The following is a 16,211-nucleotide window of genomic DNA, read 5'->3' on the forward strand; positions in this document are numbered from 1 at the left end:
TGGGGTTGTCGGATCGCGACGAGCTGGTGTTGGGCCTGCTGGGCGCTCCGGGGTGGCCTACGGAGATCGCGGAAGCGCTGGCTGAAGACCTGCCCGGACTGCTGGCGGAGCGCGTGTCCGACGCGGTCTCGTGGCGCATCCCGGTCCGGACCGACCCCGCGGTGGCGGACATGAGTCACGGTGTCGAGGCCATCGACTTCGCGCGTGCGCGCTTGCTCCGCGACGGTTGGGATATGGCCGTCTGCATCACTGACGCTCCGTTGCGCATCGGAACGCGTCCTGTCGTCGCGGACGCCAGTGCCACGCATGGGGTGGCACTGATCTCGCTGCCCGCGCTCGGGGCGGTACAGACGCGCCGTCGCGCGCGCGACGCGGTCATCCGGCTCGTCGACGGACTGGCCGGCGAGAGCCTCGAGCTCGGCGAGCGTGGCCCGAGGCGACGCGCGCGGGTCAGCAATCGCATCGCCTCTTTGGCGGCACCGATCCGCGCGGTCGAACCGCCCGACGACGACGTCGATCTCCGGTTCGTCGCTGCGGTGGTGCGCGGGAACGTGCGGCTTTTGGCCGGCATGGTCCGTGCCAACAGGCCCTGGCGCCTGATCGTTCGACTCTCGCGGGCGCTGGCGGCCGCCACAGCGGCGGTCGTCTTCGCGCTCGTCACCTCGGACCTTTGGGTGCTGGCGGATGCCCTGAATTGGCTTCGCCTCCTGGTCCTCACCGTGCTGTCGGTCGGCGCGACGGTCGTCTGGCTGATCGTCTCGCACCGCCTGTGGGAGGCGCGGCAGGGGCGAGGGAGCCGTCAGCAGACAGTCCTTTTCAACGCGGCTACGACGCTGACCCTGCTCCTCGGAGCCGCGTCGCTGTATGCGGCGCTGTTTGCGCTCACCCTCGCGGCGGCTGCGGTGGTAATAGACGCCGGGGTGCTGGGCGAAGCGCTCGGCCACGACGCCGGCTTCGGCGACTACGCGGCCCTGGCCTGGATGGCAAGCTCGCTCGCGACGATCGCTGGTGGGCTGGGCGCGGGCCTTGAGAGCGACGAAACCGTGCGCGAGGCCGCTTACGGCTACCGCGTCGAGCGGGCCAGCGAGCGCGACAGCCGGAGCATCGAGTCCCCGGTAGGCGAGTCCAGCAGACAGGGTTTCGTGGCGTAGGTTCGGGGTAGGGCAGCCATCGGCCGAATCACGGCACCAACGCGCGCGCCAGGAGGTCTGACATGGCGACGAACGATCCTCTCGGCGACTTTCGCCGCCGCCGGGGCAGCCTGTTCGACGAGTTCTTCTCGGAGTTCGTCGACCGGCCATTCGGCATCGAGGGGGCCACGAGACCTACCGGCACGCGAACCTCCGCGCCGGCTGCGCGCCGGCCGGTCGAGCAGGTCGACATCACGCAGTTCTTCTCGGATGCGACGCGCGAGCTTCTGCAGCGCGCGGCGCAGCTGGCGCTCGACTGGGGCTCCCTGGATCTCGACACCGAGCACCTGCTGTGGGCGGCGATGCAGGACGACCTCGTCGCGCAGATAGTCCGCCACGCCGACGGTGATCCCGCCGCGATCGCGGCGCAGATCGAAGACGAGGCGGAGCGCGGGGGACGGACGGACGTGGCGCCGTCGCTCTCGCCCGCGGCCAAGGCCGCACTGCTCCGGGCGTACGACGAGATGCGCGAGCTGAACTCGTCGTATCTCGGACCCGAGCACGTGCTGCTGGCGCTGGCGCGGGACACGGAGTCCGACGCCGGGCGTCTGCTGGCGCGCTTCGGCCTGTCGCACACGGCGCTCCGCGCAGCCGTGATCCGCGGTGTGACGCGTACTGACGAGGGCGGGAGGCCCGCGAGCCAGACGAAGACGCTCGACGAGTACAGCCGCGACCTCACACAAGCGGCCCGCCAGGGCAAGCTGGATCCGGTGATCGGGCGCGCCGACGAGATCGAGGAGACGATCGAGATCCTCTCCCGGCGCACGAAGAACAACCCCGTGCTGATCGGCGACCCCGGCGTGGGAAAGACGGCGATCGCGGAGGGCATCGCCCAGCGGATCGTCAACGATGAGGTGCCTGAAACGCTCGCGGGCAAGCGGCTGGTCGTCCTCGACCTGGCCGGCATGGTCGCCGGCACGAAGTACCGCGGCGAGTTCGAGGACCGCCTCAAGTCGGTGATCGATGAGGTGACCGACCACGGCGACGACCTCATCCTGTTCATCGACGAGCTGCACACGGTCGTGGGAGCAGGGGCGGCCGAAGGCTCGATGGACGCTTCCAACATGTTGAAGCCAGCGCTGGCACGCGGCGACCTTCGCGTGATCGGCGCCACGACAATCGACGAATACAGGCGCAACATCGAGAAGGACGCCGCGCTCGAGCGCCGCTTCCAGCCCGTGCTGATCGACGAGCCGTCGGTCGAGGAGACGATCGAGATCCTCAACGGACTGCGCGACCGCTACGAGGCCTACCACCGCGTCCGGATCAGCCCGGAGGCCCTGGTCGCGGCGGCCGAGCTGTCGGACCGCTACATCACGAACCGCTTCCTTCCGGACAAGGCGATCGACCTGATCGACCAGGCCGCGGCGCGGGTGCGTCTCCGCGCGAAGACCAAGCCGGCGGACCGCCGCGCACTCGAGGAGGACATCGCGCGCAACGAGCGTGAGCGCGATCAGGCCGTCGCGGCGGAGGACTACGAGCGGGCAAACACGCTCAAGACGCAGATCGAAGGGCAACGAGAGGAGTTGGACGAGAGCCGTTCCGGCGGACACGAGCGTGCCGCCGAGGTGCTCGCCGACGACATCGCGGAGGTCGTGTCGCGCCGAACCGGGATCCCGGTCTCACAGCTGACCCAGGAGGAGCGCGAGCGGCTGCTCGGCCTCGAGGCGCAGATCCACGAGCGCATCGTCGGGCAGGACGAGGCCGTCGAGGCGGTCGCCCGCGCGGTCCGGCGCGCGCGCGCCGGGCTCGGCGATCCGAACCGGCCCGTCGGCTCGTTCCTCTTCCTCGGCCCGACCGGGGTCGGCAAGACCGAGCTCGCACGAGCGCTCGCCGAAACGCTGTTCGGCGACCAGGACGCGATGGTCCGCTTCGACATGAGCGAGTTCCAGGAGCGCCACACCGTCTCGCGCCTGGTCGGCGCGCCCCCGGGCTACATCGGCTACGAGGATGCCGGTCAGCTCACCGAGACCGTGCGCCGGCGTCCCTACTCGGTGCTGCTGCTCGACGAGATCGAGAAGGCGCATGCCGACGTCTTCAACATCCTCCTGCAGCTGCTCGATGACGGACGCCTCACGGACGGCCAGGGCCGCACCGTAGACTTCCGGCACACGATCGTCATCATGACCTCGAACCTGGGGGCCGACCGCATCCAGGCGCACGCACGGCGCAACGAGTCCTTCGAGGAACTGAAGGACGAGCTGATGGACGTGCTGCGCCAGAGCTTCAGGCCCGAGCTGCTCAACCGGATCGACGAGATCATCGTGTTCCGCTCGCTTGACCGAGATCAGCTGGCCCAGATCACGCGGCTGCTGCTCGACCGGGTCGCGCGCCGAATGCACGCCCAGGGCGTCGAGCTAGAGGTGTCCGACGAGGCGGTCCAGTATCTGGCGAACGCCGGCTTCGACCCACAGTACGGGGCGCGCCCGCTGCGCAGAGCCATCCAGCGACTATTGGAGGACGAGCTCTCGGAACGGCTGCTCGCGGGCGAGATCGAGCCCGGCCAGCGCGTGCGGGTCGACCTGCTAGACGGCCGGCTCAACGCGGAGACAGCGCCCGCGGCGGAGGCGGTGAGAGAGGCGACGGAAACCGGACGCACCTGACGAGCCGGCCGCACCTGTGCCGTATCAGTCGGCTGCTGATGGCGGCGGTTCTGGAGCATCCAGGAGGTCCGCGACCTCGGTCGCTTTGTGCTGGTGACGATCGTCGCTCAGGGCCTGTACGCCGAGCTCGGTTTCGTCGAGCTCGGTGACGCGCACAAATGGCTGCAGCGGCGGTCGGGCTGAAGCGGCGATCAGCGGAAGGTTTTCCGTTCTCGGCGGAGTGTCAGTCGTGTGTGCGGAAGATCGGGCAGCCGATCTCCGTGTCCCACTCGCCGGTGTCGTCCGTTTCGGTGATGCCGCGTAGATAGTTCTCTCGCAGCGGCCCGTCCACGCTGATCTCGTGATTGATCACGTAGGCGCCCAGCTGGCCATAGGTGAGATCGATGTCGCTCGGGGAGCCGTGGTGTCGTGCGATCGCGAGCTCTGCTGCGGGGATGATCAGCGACACGACGCGCCCGATCGTCTTGACGCTGCCGTCGGTCGGGGTGAACACCGTCGCCTCGCCGCGGCCGTGCTGGAAGAGCTCGCTCGCGTACAGGCCGCCGGTCGAGCCGGTCGTGGTCAGTCCTTGCGCGCGGACGGTCGCGTGCAGCTCGCCGAGGGCTCCCTGCCACCAGCCGAAGATGTCGTCGCGATCGACGGTCTCCCGGATGCCCATGGCAGGGGTCGGCGGGACGGTCCGGTGCTCGATCGGGTGCGGCGTTTCGGGCTCGAGCAGGCTGCGCAGCTCCCCGACCGCCTCGCGAGTCTGGGCGAGTTCGAGCTCGAGCCGGTCGAGGTGCTCGACGATCAACCGGTTGCGTGCGTCCGTGTCGGGCGCGGTCAGGACGGATCTGACGTCGGCGACGGGCATGTGCAGGCCACGCAGTCGGCGGATGACCTGGGCGATCGGGATCTGGGCTTGGGAGTAGTAGCGATAGCCGTTGGCGGGATCGACCTCGCTGGGTTCGAGCAGCCCGACCTCGTGGTAGTGGCGCAGCGTCTTGACGCTCAGGTGTGACGCGCGGGAGAAGTCGCCGATCGTGACGCGCGTTCCCATCGGCCCAGTATCGCCCCTCCCCCTGCCGGAGGGTCAACGCGCGATCGGGCCCTTGACCCTCCCGCACGCGGAGGACGCAACCTGTGCCCGTCGCCATCCGAACGACAAGAGGGAGCCTCCGATGACCAACGCCGCGATTGCCCCTGCCGCCCTCATCCGGCGCTACTTCGAGCTCGATGCCGACCGCGACATCGACGCGATCGTCGCTCTGTTCAGCGCTGACGCGACGGTCGTCGACGAAGGCCAAACGCGTCACGGGGTCGCCCAGATCCGCGCTTGGCAGATCGGCCCAGCGTCGAAGTACACATACACCACGCAGATCCTCGACACCGTGGCACTCGAGCCGGACCGGTACGTGGTCACGGGCCGCCTGACGGGCGACTTCCCCGGCGGCAGCGCCGATCTGAAGTGGGACTTCACCGTCGCCGGCGGCCGGATAGCCCGGCTCGTCATCGCACCGTGAACGCCGCGGCGCCCATCGCCACCGAGGGGCTGACCGGGAAGCGGGCGCTCGTCAGCGGCGGCACCCGCGGGATCGGCGCCGCCATCGCGGCACGTCTGAAGAGCGCCGGGGCACACGTGACCGCGACCGCCCGCAACGCTCCTGATGACATCGCCGCCGAGCACTTCATCGCCGCAGACGTCGCGACCGTCGGGGGACCGACGCACGTGACCCTGGACCGCGGCGAAGCGTCCCAACTCGTTCATGACCGGCGCCTCGTCGTAGATCTCACGGGCGAGCGCGCGATGGGCAGGCCCGTCCTGGCGGATCCGATCGGGCCGGCGCAGGATCAGCGCCAGGTTCATGAACGTCAACTCCGACGGCAGGCGCGACAGGACCGCGGCGACGCCCGCCGTCCCGAGCGTCTGGAGACCGACATCCGCCTCTGTGACGTACGCGAGCATCCCGTCGCGCACCACGGGCCTGAACGGCAACACCAGGGCCGGCCCCGGCGGCGGCTCCGGCCGGGTGACGATCAGCCCAAGCGGGTGGGGAGGTCCCGACGAGTCGCTCTCGGCTACCCACAGGCCGGAGTCGGTGAGCGAGACGCTGAAGGTGCCCAGCGGCTCTTGCGGCGCTGTCATCGAGCGCCTCGGCGGCGGCGCTCAGCCGGAGAACTCATACCGACAGGCGTAAGGAGCAGCCCGACGGACGATGGAAGTCCGAGTGCCGAGCCGCATGGAATGCGGAACGGGTCTAGGCGGGGCCGTCCTCGCTCGCAGCTGGCATGTGCCAGGGCGCAGGCGCTCATCGATGGCTGGCCGCCGTCCCATCACCCGAATCGGGTGATGCTCGCCTCGGAGCCGTATAACACGCTCCCGAGGCCGTCGTAGGCGAACGAAGGAGTGCCGCTATGGCCGTCACGGCCACCAGCCGCCCGTTCCGGATCGAGGTTCCGGAGGAGCAGCTCGCTGAGCTGCGCCGTCGACTCGCCGCGACGCGCTGGCCCTCCAGTGAGCTCGTCGCCGATCGGTCGCAGGGCGTGCAACTGGCGACGATCCAGGCGCTCGCCCGCTACTGGGCGACGGACTACGACTTGGGACGGGTCGAAGCGAGGCTGAACGCACTCCCGCAGTTCACGACGGAGATCGAGCGGGTGAACATCCACTTCATCCACGTGCGCTCGCCGCACGAGAACGCGCTGCCGCTGATCATGACGCACGGCTGGCCGGGCTCCGTCATGGAGATGATCGACTCCGTCGGCCCGCTGACGGACCCGACCGCGCACGGCGGCAGCGCCGAGGATGCCTTCCACCTCGTGCTGCCCTCCCTGCCCGGGTACGGCTTCTCGGGTGAGCCGGTCGAAGTCGGCTGGGACCTGGGCCGGGCCGCACGAGCCTGGGCGGAGCTCATGCGCCGCCTCGGCTACACCCGCTACGTGGCCCAGGGCGGCGACGTGGGCGCTGGCGTCACCGACGCGATGGGCCGCCAGGCCCCGGAGGGGCTGATCGGCATCCACACGAACCTGCTCGTGCCGGCGCTTGGCGGCGCCATGCCGACGGACACCGACGAGGAACGCGCCGCGGCCGCGCAGATCGCGTCTTTCCAGCAGTCCGGAAACGGCTACTTCGTCGAGATGGCCACCCGGCCGCAGACAATCGGCTACGCCCTGCTGGATTCACCCGTCGCCCTCGCGGCCTGGATGGTCGATCACGACACGGACAGTTACAACAAGATCTCCGGCGCCTTCGTCGACAGGCAGCCAGCGGGCAACCTCACCCGGGACAACGTCCTGGACAACATCACGGTGTACTGGCTGACCGGCACCGGCGCCTCCGCGGCCCGATCGTACTGGGAGGCCTACGGGCCGGACGCACCGGCCGCGGGCCGCGAGCCTCTGCCGCCGCCGTCGATCCCGGTGGGGTTCACCACCTTCCCCGGCGAGATCTGGCGGACGCCGCGCAGCTGGGCCGAGAAGGCCTATCCCAACCTCACGTACTTCAACGAGGTCGACAGGGGCGGCCACTTCGCCGCCTGGGAGGAGCCGGAGCTCTTCTCCGAGGAACTACGCGCCGCGTTCGCGTCGCTTCGCTGAGTGCCCAAGTCCCTCTACCCACGGAGGTCCTCATGACTGCCGCCAGCAGGCTGCCTGACGTCGGGATCGAGCTTCAGGAGGCTTACGCCGAAGTCGGCGACGTGAACTTGCATTACGTCGAGGCAGGTGACGGGCCGCTGGTCGTCCTGCTGCATGGCTTCCCGGAGTTCTGGTAAGGCTGGCGGCTGCAGATCGCGCCGCTCGCGGCGGCCGGTTTCCGCGTGGTCGCGCCCGACCTGCGCGGCTACAACCTGTCGTCGAAGCCCGACGGCCTCGCGGCTTACACCGCCGGCAAGCTGGCCGACGACGTGCGCGATCTCATCCGCCAGCGCGGCGCCGAGTCCGCGCTGCTGGTCGGCCACGACTGGGGCGGAACCGCCGCATGGACCGCGGCGATGAACCACCCCGAGGTCGTGGACCGGCTGGCCATCCTCAACGCGGCCCATCCGCGCAAGCTCAACGAGGGACTGCGCCACCCCAGCCAGCTCGCGCGGTCCTGGTACTTCTTCTACTTCGCGCTGCCGAACCTGCCCGAGCACCACGTGCGCGCGAAGGACTGGGAATTCTTCCGGCACTTCCTACACGACGCCCAGCCGCCCTACACCGAGCAGGAGACCGATCGCTACATCAAGGCGTGGTCGCAGGAAGGCGCGGCGGCCGCGATGATCGACTACTACCGCGCCGCGGTGCGCCCGCCGAAGGGCACCAAGACGGAGGTTCACCCGATCTCGGCGCCCACCCTGGTCATCTGGGGCGAGAAGGATCGCTACCTCGGACAAAATCTAGCCGAGCCCCACCACGAGGACGTCCCCAACCTCGACCGCGTCCAGCGCCTGCCCGACGCGTCGCATTGGGTCCACCACGACGAGGCCGAGCGCGTCACCCAACTGCTCATCGACTTCTTCGCGCCCGCCCGCCCAACCTAACACCGCCGAACGTCGACGCCGTCTGGCGAACATGCGATACCCCGCCGATCCGCCGGCCGTCGAAGAGATCGGGGCCGTCATGCGTGTCGCGGGCGAAACCGGGCACGGCCTGAGAACGCGAGCGCTCATCGTCGTGCTATGGCGCGCCGGCGTGCGGATCAGTGAAGCGCTGGCGCTCGCCGAGAGCGACCTCGACCGCTCGCGCGGCAGCGTCCTCGTTCGCCGCGGCAAGGGCGGCGCTCCCTCGCCGCTCGCGCGGGCATCCGCAGGCGATTCGCGCCGCACCAGCTTCGACACGCGCACGCCGTCGTGGTCAACTGGCCCTCGGTGGGCCTGACCGATGATCTTTGCGCGCCGTGCTGGTCTGTACGCCGAATACCGACTCACGGGAGGCTGACGCCATGCGAAAACTGACCTTCGCCATGAACCTGAGCCTGGACGGCTACATCGCCGCGCCCGGCGACGACCTCGGCTGGAGCGTGCCGAGCGACGAACTGTTCCAGTGGTGGTCCGACCGGGTGGGGGCGACGGGCCTGGCGTTGTACGGGCGCAAGCTGTGGGAGACGATGAGCTCCCACTGGCCGACCGCCGACCAGCAGCCGGGCGCCACACCGGCGGAGATCGAGTTCGCCCGCCGCTGGCGGGACATGCCGAAGGTGGTGTTCTCCTCGACGACCAGCACGGTCGACTGGAACACCCGTCTGGTCACCGGCGACGCGGTCACCGAGATCACCAGGCTCAAGGCCGACGACGGCGGCCCCATGGACGTCGGCGGTGCCACCCTCGCCGCGGCGGCCATGCGGGCCGGGCTGATCGACGAGTACGCGATCGTCACCCATCCGGTCCTGGTGGGCGGCGGCACGCCGTTCTTCACGGCCCTGGACAACTGGGTGAACCTGAGCCTGGTGGAGACCCGGACGTTTCCCGACGGCGTGGTTCTGACCAGGTACGAGACCAGGCGCTGAGTGCCCGACGTCGGATCAGCGCGGGCTTCGGGCCACCCAAGGCTCTCGCGGCGCTGTGTTCCGAGGCGATCGTGACGTCCCTGCCGGATCCTGTTCTTCATCGCAGAAGATCCGTCCGGATAGGGATCCGCTTACGGCATTCCGCGCCCCGCTCTCTCCTGAATGCGGGCGTCCTGCGGCGGTGCCGACGAGGTGCTCGCTTGGCGACGATCCCCGGAAGCGCCACTTGGCGGACGCGTTGCGTCCCGTGCATAGGCACAATGAGGGCGCGCGTGAGCTGCCGATCGGATGGGAGGTCGAGCACCATCGCTGTCGCCTTGAGGCAAGTCCGGCGCACCCTCATGATTCGGCAGTACGGAAATCTCTGATGGCGATGACGAGGCGCGTTGGGTGGTCGCGATCGGTCGTCCGCACGAGACATGAAGGGACCAGCCAGGGGGGTCCAGGGTGAAAGCGATTGTGGTGACGGACGAGGCTGCGGGAACGGCCGGGATGACGCTGGTGGAGCGGCCCGAGCCGGAACCGGCGATAAACGACGTCCTCGTTCAGATTCATGCGTCGGGCTTCGTCCCGACCGAGATGGCGTGGCCCTCGACCTGGACGGATCGCCGCAACCGGGACCGAACACCGTCGATCCCTGGGCACGAAATGGCCGGAGTGGTCACCACCCTCGGGTACGGCACGACGGGGGTGTCGGTGGGACAGCGGGTGTTCGGCCTCGCGGACTGGCATCGCGACGGCACGCTGGCGGAGTATGTCGCGATCGAGGCACGCAACCTCGCGCCGCTGCCGGGCGACATCGAGTTCACCGTGGGCGCGAGCCTGCCGATCTCGGGCCTGACCGCGTGGCAGGGACTGTTCGATCACGGCCACCTCCAGGCGGGGCAGAGCGTCCTCGCGCACGGCGCGGCCGGCGCAGTCGGATCGATGGTGACGCAACTCGCACGTGAGGCGGGCGCCCACGTCATCGGGACCGGGCGCGCCGCCGACCGCCAGACGGCGCTCGACTTCGGCGTGCACGAGTTCATCGACCTCGACAACGACGCCCTGGAAGACGTCGGCGCCGTCGACCTGGTGTTCGACGTCATCGGCGCAGACATCCAGAAGCGGTCCGCAAGCCTGATCCGGGCCGGAGGCACCCTGGTGAGCGTCGTAGGGCCGCCGGAGGCGCGGCCCGCCGACGGCCTGGCGATCGACTTCGTCGTCGAGTCCGATCGTGCTCAACTGGGTGAGATCGTCCAGCGGGTGCGCGACGGACGGCTGCGGACCAACATCGGCACCGTCGCGACCCTCGACGATGCCGTCGCCGCCCTCAACCCGACCGAGCGGATCACGGGGAAGACCATCATCCGCGTTCGCCCATGACGACTCGGGGACGCCGAGCCGTTCGATGATGATGCCCTCGCGGCCACGCATGAAGCAGAGCCGGTAGAAGTCCTCGCACTGCGCGCCCACGAGCTTGGCACCGTGACTGCGCAGCGGGGACGACGTCGTCGACCATGAGGATGTGGCGGCGCATGCCCGGCGCGTTCGCCGGCGCGCTTTCCGGCGCGAACTGCCGGGCGTGGACCGAGGCGGGGGAATGCCGCGGTGATACGGGTATGCGAACCGCGACTGGGATCCCGAGGACGCCGGCGCGGGCCTGGCGCTCGGCCGCCTGTTCCGCACGGGCCAGACGTACGCGGTCTCCCAAGGCACGCTGGTCGCGAAGCAGGGCTCGCGGGCTCTCAGTGCGGTGACCGCCCTCAACTTCAAGGGAGCGCCTGCCGATACAGGCACTGGATGCTCACGGGCCCACGATGACCGCGCTCGGCGCGGGGACGCAGCAGGGCGAGCAGAAAAGCACCGGCCGCCGCCGCCGCACCGCGATAGCCGTGGCACTCGCGCTCGTTGCGATGCTCGTGGCATGGGCTGCGCCGGCCGGCGCGGACGGCTGGAGCGCCGCCGGCTCGCTCGGCAGTGCGCGGTGGGCCCAGACGGCGACCCCGCTCAAGGACGGCCGGGTGCTGGTCGCGGGAGGGCGCGACGCGAGCGGCACCGCGACGGCGAGTGCCGAGATCTACGACCCGGCGAGCGACAGCTGGAGCGCCGCCGACTCGCTCGACACGGGGCGCTACGACCACACCGCGACCCTGCTCGAAGACGGGCGCGTGCTGGTTGCGGCCGGGGTCGACGCGAACTTCAACGTCTTGGCGAGCGCCGAGATCTACAACCCCGCAACCGACAGCTGGAGCGCCGCCGACTCACTCGACACCGGGCACTACGACCACACCGCGACCCTGCTCGACAACGGCCGGGTCCTGGTCGCGGGGGGAGCCGGCCCGACCAGCTACCCCTCCGCCAGCGCCGAGATCTACGACCCCGCGACCAACAGCTGGAGCACCGCCGACTCACTCGACACGCCGCGCCAGCGCCACACGGCGACCCCGCTCGAAGACGGGCGGGTGCTGGTCGCGGGCGGGATCGACTCGAGCTTCAGCGTCTTGGCGAGCGCCGAGATCTACGACCCCGCGACCAACAGCTGGAGCGCCGCCGACTCGCTCGACACCGAGCGCTACGAGCACACCGCCACCGCGCTCGACAACGGCCGGGTCCTGGTCGCCGGGGGGCGCGAGGAGGGAGGCAACCCGACGGTCAGCGCCGAGATCTACAACCCCGCGACCGACAGCTGGAGCGCCGCCGACTCGCTCGACACCGCGCGCAGGGAGCACACCGCGACCCTGCTCGACAACGGCCGGGTCCTGGTCGCCGGCGGAGCTGACTCAAGCGGCGCCGCCTTCGCCAGCGCCGAGATCTACAACCCCACATCCAACAGCTGGAGCGCCGCCGACTCGCTCGCCACGGCGCGCTACGACCACACCGCGACGCTGCTCGGCAACGGCCGGGTGCTGGTCGCGGGAGGGCGCGATTCGGGCGGCGCCCTGGCCAGCGCCGAGATCTACCTTCCTCCTGAGAGCTGGAGCGCCGCCGACTCGCTCGCCACGGCACGCAACGACCACACCGCGACCCGGCTCGAAGACGGCCGGGTCCTGGTCGCCGGGGGAGCCGGCCCGAGCGGCTTCCCCTCCGCCGGCGCCGAGATCTACGACCCCGCGAGCGCCGGCTGGAGCGCCGCCCAGTCGCTCGCCAGGGCGCGCTCGCAGTACACCGCGACCCTGCTCGACGACGGCCGGGTCCTGGTCGCCGCAGGATTCTCGGGCGGGGCCACAGGCAGCGCCGAGATCTACGACCCGGCGAGCGGCAGCTGGAGCGCAGCCCACTCGCTCGCCACTGCGCGCGGCGCGCACACCGCGACCCTGCTCGAAGACGGCCGGGTGCTCGTCGCGGGCGGGGAGGACACGAGCTTCCAACCGACGGCGAGCGTCGAGATCTACGACCCGGCGAGCGACAGCTGGAGCGCCGCCGACTCCCTCACCACGGCGCGCAGGTACCACACCGCGACCCTGCTCGAGGACGGCCGGGTCCTGGTCGCGGGGGGATTCTCGGGCGGCGCCGCCTCCGCCAGCGCGGAGATCTACGACCCGGCGAGCGACAGCTGGAGCGCCGCCGGCTCGCTCGTCACGGCGCGCTACCACCACACCGCGACCCCGCTCGCCGACGGCCGGGTCCTGGTCGCGGGAGGATTCTCGGGCGTGCCGCCTCCGCCAGCGCGGAGATCTACGACCCGGCGAGCGACGACTGGAGCGCCGCCGGCTCGCTCGCCACGGCGCGCTACCACCACACCGCGACCCCGCTCGCCGACGGCCGGGTGCTGGTCGCCGGGGGAATCGGCTCGGGCGGCGCCGCCTCCGCCAGCGCCGAGGTCTACAACGCCGCCACCGGCGACTGGAGCGCCACCGACTCGCTCGCCACCGCGCGCAGCGACCACACCGCGACCCTGCTCGAGGACGGCCGGGTGCTCGCCGCGGGGGGACTCAGCGGCGGCGCAGCCCTCACGGCGACGGAGCTGTACGACTACCACGGCCCCGCCGCCCGCCTCACCCCGACCACCCGCGGCTTCGGCTCGCAGTCGATCGGCGTCGGCCCGACCGCCGAGCAGGACCTCGAGCTCGAGAATGCCGGTACCGCTGAGCTCGCGATCGACTCGATCGCGCTCGGCGGCGCCGACCCTGGAGACTTCGCCCTCGACGACTCCGACTGCGCCGGCTCCGGTCCGGGTCAGCACGCCGGGACGCTCGCCGCCGGCGACAGCTGCACCGTCACGGCGAGCTTCGATCCTTCGACGACCGGTGACAAGCGGGCCCGGCTCCTGGTCGAGAGCGACGGAGGGCAGGACTCGAGCGTGCTCATCGGTACCGGCACCGAGGATCCGCCCTCAGTTCTGACGGCGCCCACCATCCCCAACGGCGCGGCCCCGATGATGGGACAGCGCCTGGACGCCGCGCGCGGGCGCTGGACCAACCAGCCGACGTCCTACGCCTTCCAATGGGTGCGCTGCAACGCGGACGGCGTCACGGGCTGCACCGACCTCGCGGGCGCGACGCGCAACCGCTACGTGCCGGGCGCGGCGGACGTCGGGGGAACCCTGGTCGTGCGAGTGGTGGCGCACAACCAGTTCGGCGACAGCGCCCCGGCCGCGAGCGCACCGACCGGCGTGGTGCAGCCGTCGGTGCCCGTGCTGCGTACGGCGCCGATGGTGCCAGCGGGCACGCCGCGCGTGGGCGTCAAGATCGGTGGCCGCGCCGGCGCCTGGTACGCGGGGCCCACGGGCTACCGCTACCAGTGGTTGCGCTGCGATGCGGCGGGCGACAACTGCGTCGCGGCGGCCGCGGAGCGCACCAGCACCCGCGACGTCAACCCCTACGTCCCCACCGCGCTGGATGCGGGGGGCACGCTGCGCCTGCGCGTGGTCGCGGTCAACCAATTCGGCGACAGCGCACCGGCCACGACCGCGCCGACCGGGGTCGTCGCGCACACCGCCCCCGAGATGCTTGTGGCCCCGCGCGTGCCGAGTGGTTCGCCGCAGGTGGGGGTCAAGGTCGCCGGCCGGTCGGGATCATGGACCGATCTCCCGACGTCCTACCGCTACCAGTGGCTGCGCTGCGATGCCGCGGGCGACAACTGCGTCGCGGCGGCCGCGGAGCGCACGAGCACCCGCGACTTCAACAACTACGTCCCCACCGCGCTCGACGCGACGCGCACGCTGCGCCTGCGCGTCGTGGCGGTCAACGAGCTTGGGGAGAGCGCACCGGCCACGACCGCGCCGACCGGGGTCGTCGACGGAGGTACCTGAGGCCGGGCCGAGCCGCTTCGTCGGACGATGCCGGCCTCGGGGATCGGCGTGATTGCAGTGGACCTACGGTAAGGCCGACGGATCGACAGACAGCAAGGGCAGGAGGGGAAGCATGCGGGGCCACGACCAGCGCACGGTGCTCTCTAACCCCGCGCGATGATGTGCTTCACGACGTGTTCGGCGTCCCGGCCGGCTCCGAGGATCAGCATCGAGCTGAACGCGTACTGGAACGCCAGCCCCGTGAAGTAGAGGCCCGGCGCCGACGGCATGACGCCTCGCTCCTCCTGAGGCCACCCGTCTTCGCCCGTGACCGGCAGCTCGATCCAGCCAAAGTCCTGCTTGAAGCCGGTGCACCAGATCACGTTCGCCACGTCGAGGGCGCGACCATCGTCGAGCAGCGGCAGGCCGTCGCGAACCCCGATTGCCCTCGAGGTCACGCGCTCGACTCCGGCGGCGGCGAGATCGGCGCGCTTGTAGCGCAGCAGGGGGCCGCCGTGCGAGCGGGTCTCGGACCGCATCTTCCGCCCGACGGGCGTCCGTGTCGTTAGGACGCGGCGCGCGAGGAACGAGAGCACACGCCAGACCGCCCTCTCGGGTCGACCCTCGATGTCGAACGGGACCTGTCCGGTATCGCGACCACATAGCACCGTTTGGTGATCGCGCGACGTGTCCATCGCGACATCCGCGCCCGAATGTGCGGCGCCGACGACGAGGACCGGGCCCTCTCGAAGGCTGTCCGGATTCTTGTACTCGCTCGAGTGAAGCTGCCGGATCCCGGGATCGAGTCCGGCGGCAAACGCGGGGGTGTGGGGACGCCCGAACGTTCCCGTCGCCACGACCACATTCTCGGCTTCGAGTTGGCGGTCGGCGCATGCGACGACGTAGCCGTGTTCGTTCTTTGAGATCGCTTCCACCCGGATACCGCTGCGGATCGGCAACTCGAACCGGGTCGCGTACTCCTCGAGGTAGTCCGCGGTCTCGTCCTTCGTCGGGAAGCTCCAGGCGGGCGCCGGGAACGGCATGCCCGGCAGCCCGTCGAGGCAGGCGGGGCTGTAGAGGCGTAAGGAGTCCCAGTGCCTGCGCCAGTTGTCGCCGACGCGCTGGTTCGCGTCCACGATCAGGAAGGGTCGATTCCGGTTGGCCAGATGATGGCCGACCGCGAGCCCGGCCTGCCCGGCGCCGACGACTACCGTCTCGAGACGTTCGGTTGCGGAGGTCATCGCGCGGCCCCGGCCGACTTGAGGTTCCCAATGACCACGGCAATCGTCTCGCGGAGTCCCTCGGTCGGGCTGAACTCGACGATCTCCGCGCCGGCGTAGTGGACCGGGGTGTGCCCGGGAGGTACGTAATACGCATCGCCGGCGACGTATGTCTCCTCGCCGTCCGCGAACCTGAACGCGATCATCCCCTCGAGGACGTAGCCCCAGCGCGGGACCTGGCAGCGGTCGTCCGGCAGGCCCTTGAACAGCCCGGCGATATCAGCGTCGGCGGAATGCGATTCGAAGCAGACCGAGTACCCGCCCTCGAGATGCTCCGTGCGAACGTCGAGGCCCTCCAGCGACACCGCCTCGGACGCTGTTTCTCTGGATACCTTGGGCATGTCTGCCTCCGCTCGTTCGTGGCCGGAAACGGCCTCGGAGCGAGGCTATGCGCGACCGATCAGTTGCGCATCGGGCTAAACACCCAACTTCAGTCGTGGCCGTGGTGGGTGATTCCAC

General features: G+C 70.4%; 13 protein-coding genes and 2 pseudogenes. 12 read left to right on the plus strand and 3 right to left on the minus strand.

Going from position 1 to position 16,211, the window contains the following annotated elements:
• Positions 1-5: 5 nt before the first annotated feature.
• Together DSM104329_RS06530 and DSM104329_RS06535 are read left to right on the plus strand one after the other, a co-directional pair.
• A complete protein-coding gene (locus DSM104329_RS06530; protein ID WP_259314594.1) occupies positions 6-1,151 on the plus strand; it encodes a hypothetical protein in 1,146 nt (381 codons plus the stop codon).
• A 62-nt stretch (positions 1,152-1,213) separates the two neighbouring features.
• Positions 1,214-3,793, plus strand: coding sequence for an ATP-dependent Clp protease ATP-binding subunit (locus DSM104329_RS06535; RefSeq protein WP_259314595.1), 2,580 nt, complete (start codon positions 1,214-1,216; stop codon positions 3,791-3,793).
• A gap of 223 nt (positions 3,794-4,016) precedes the next feature.
• Here the strand turns inward: DSM104329_RS06535 and DSM104329_RS06540 are convergent, their stop codons facing one another.
• Positions 4,017-4,832: a MerR family transcriptional regulator gene (locus DSM104329_RS06540; RefSeq protein WP_259314596.1), complete on the minus strand. Its 816-nt coding sequence runs from the start codon at positions 4,830-4,832 to the stop codon at positions 4,017-4,019.
• Positions 4,833-4,953: 121 nt separating this feature from the next.
• Here DSM104329_RS06540 and DSM104329_RS06545 point away from each other — a divergent pair, with 121 nt between their 5' ends.
• The 10 genes and pseudogenes from DSM104329_RS06545 to DSM104329_RS06585 all read left to right on the plus strand — a co-directional run bounded on the left by DSM104329_RS06545 (position 4,954) and on the right by DSM104329_RS06585 (position 14,493).
• Complete coding sequence (locus tag DSM104329_RS06545; RefSeq protein WP_259314597.1) at positions 4,954-5,295, plus strand: nuclear transport factor 2 family protein; 342 nt, start codon at positions 4,954-4,956, stop codon at positions 5,293-5,295.
• 892 nt (positions 5,296-6,187) lie between these two features.
• Positions 6,188-7,369: an epoxide hydrolase family protein gene (locus tag DSM104329_RS06550; protein ID WP_259314598.1), complete on the plus strand. Its 1,182-nt coding sequence runs from the start codon at positions 6,188-6,190 to the stop codon at positions 7,367-7,369.
• Between the two features lie 32 nt (positions 7,370-7,401).
• Positions 7,402-7,545: a hypothetical protein gene (locus DSM104329_RS06555; RefSeq protein ID WP_259314599.1), complete on the plus strand. Its 144-nt coding sequence runs from the start codon at positions 7,402-7,404 to the stop codon at positions 7,543-7,545.
• 15 nt (positions 7,546-7,560) lie between these two features.
• Positions 7,561-8,295, plus strand: coding sequence for an alpha/beta fold hydrolase (locus tag DSM104329_RS06560; RefSeq protein ID WP_259316187.1), 735 nt, complete (start codon positions 7,561-7,563; stop codon positions 8,293-8,295).
• Positions 8,296-8,326: 31 nt separating this feature from the next.
• Positions 8,327-8,632 carry a tyrosine-type recombinase/integrase gene (locus DSM104329_RS06565; protein ID WP_259314600.1) on the plus strand — a complete coding sequence of 102 codons (306 nt, stop codon included), beginning with the start codon at positions 8,327-8,329 and terminating at the stop codon, positions 8,630-8,632.
• 64 nt (positions 8,633-8,696) lie between these two features.
• The gene (locus tag DSM104329_RS06570; RefSeq protein WP_259314601.1) at positions 8,697-9,260 is read left to right on the plus strand and encodes a dihydrofolate reductase family protein; all 564 of its coding nucleotides are present in this window, start codon (positions 8,697-8,699) and stop codon (positions 9,258-9,260) included.
• A gap of 447 nt (positions 9,261-9,707) precedes the next feature.
• On the plus strand, positions 9,708-10,625 hold the full coding sequence (locus tag DSM104329_RS06575; RefSeq protein WP_407655869.1) for an NADP-dependent oxidoreductase: 918 nt from the start codon (positions 9,708-9,710) through the stop codon (positions 10,623-10,625).
• Between the two features lie 530 nt (positions 10,626-11,155).
• A pseudogene (locus DSM104329_RS06580) lies at positions 11,156-12,802 on the plus strand (kelch repeat-containing protein); the annotation flags it as partial.
• Between the two features lie 206 nt (positions 12,803-13,008).
• Positions 13,009-13,485, plus strand: a pseudogene (locus DSM104329_RS29040) (choice-of-anchor D domain-containing protein); the annotation flags it as partial.
• Positions 13,486-13,542: 57 nt separating this feature from the next.
• Positions 13,543-14,493 (plus strand): hypothetical protein, encoded by a 951-nt coding sequence (locus DSM104329_RS06585; protein WP_259314604.1) that lies wholly within the window; start codon positions 13,543-13,545, stop codon positions 14,491-14,493.
• 143 nt (positions 14,494-14,636) lie between these two features.
• On the opposite strand, the gene DSM104329_RS06590 is transcribed toward DSM104329_RS06585, so the two are convergent.
• Together DSM104329_RS06590 and DSM104329_RS06595 are read right to left on the minus strand one after the other, a co-directional pair.
• Positions 14,637-15,713, minus strand: a complete 1,077-nt coding sequence (locus DSM104329_RS06590; protein WP_259314605.1) for a flavin-containing monooxygenase — start codon at positions 15,711-15,713, stop codon at positions 14,637-14,639.
• On the minus strand, positions 15,710-16,093 hold the full coding sequence (locus tag DSM104329_RS06595) for a cupin domain-containing protein (RefSeq protein ID WP_259314606.1): 384 nt from the start codon (positions 16,091-16,093) through the stop codon (positions 15,710-15,712). Before DSM104329_RS06595 ends, DSM104329_RS06590 begins: the two co-directional genes overlap by 4 nt.
• Positions 16,094-16,211 lie beyond the last annotated feature (118 nt).

Source organism: Capillimicrobium parvum, from assembly GCF_021172045.1.
GTDB lineage: Bacteria > Actinomycetota > Thermoleophilia > Solirubrobacterales > Solirubrobacteraceae > Capillimicrobium > Capillimicrobium parvum.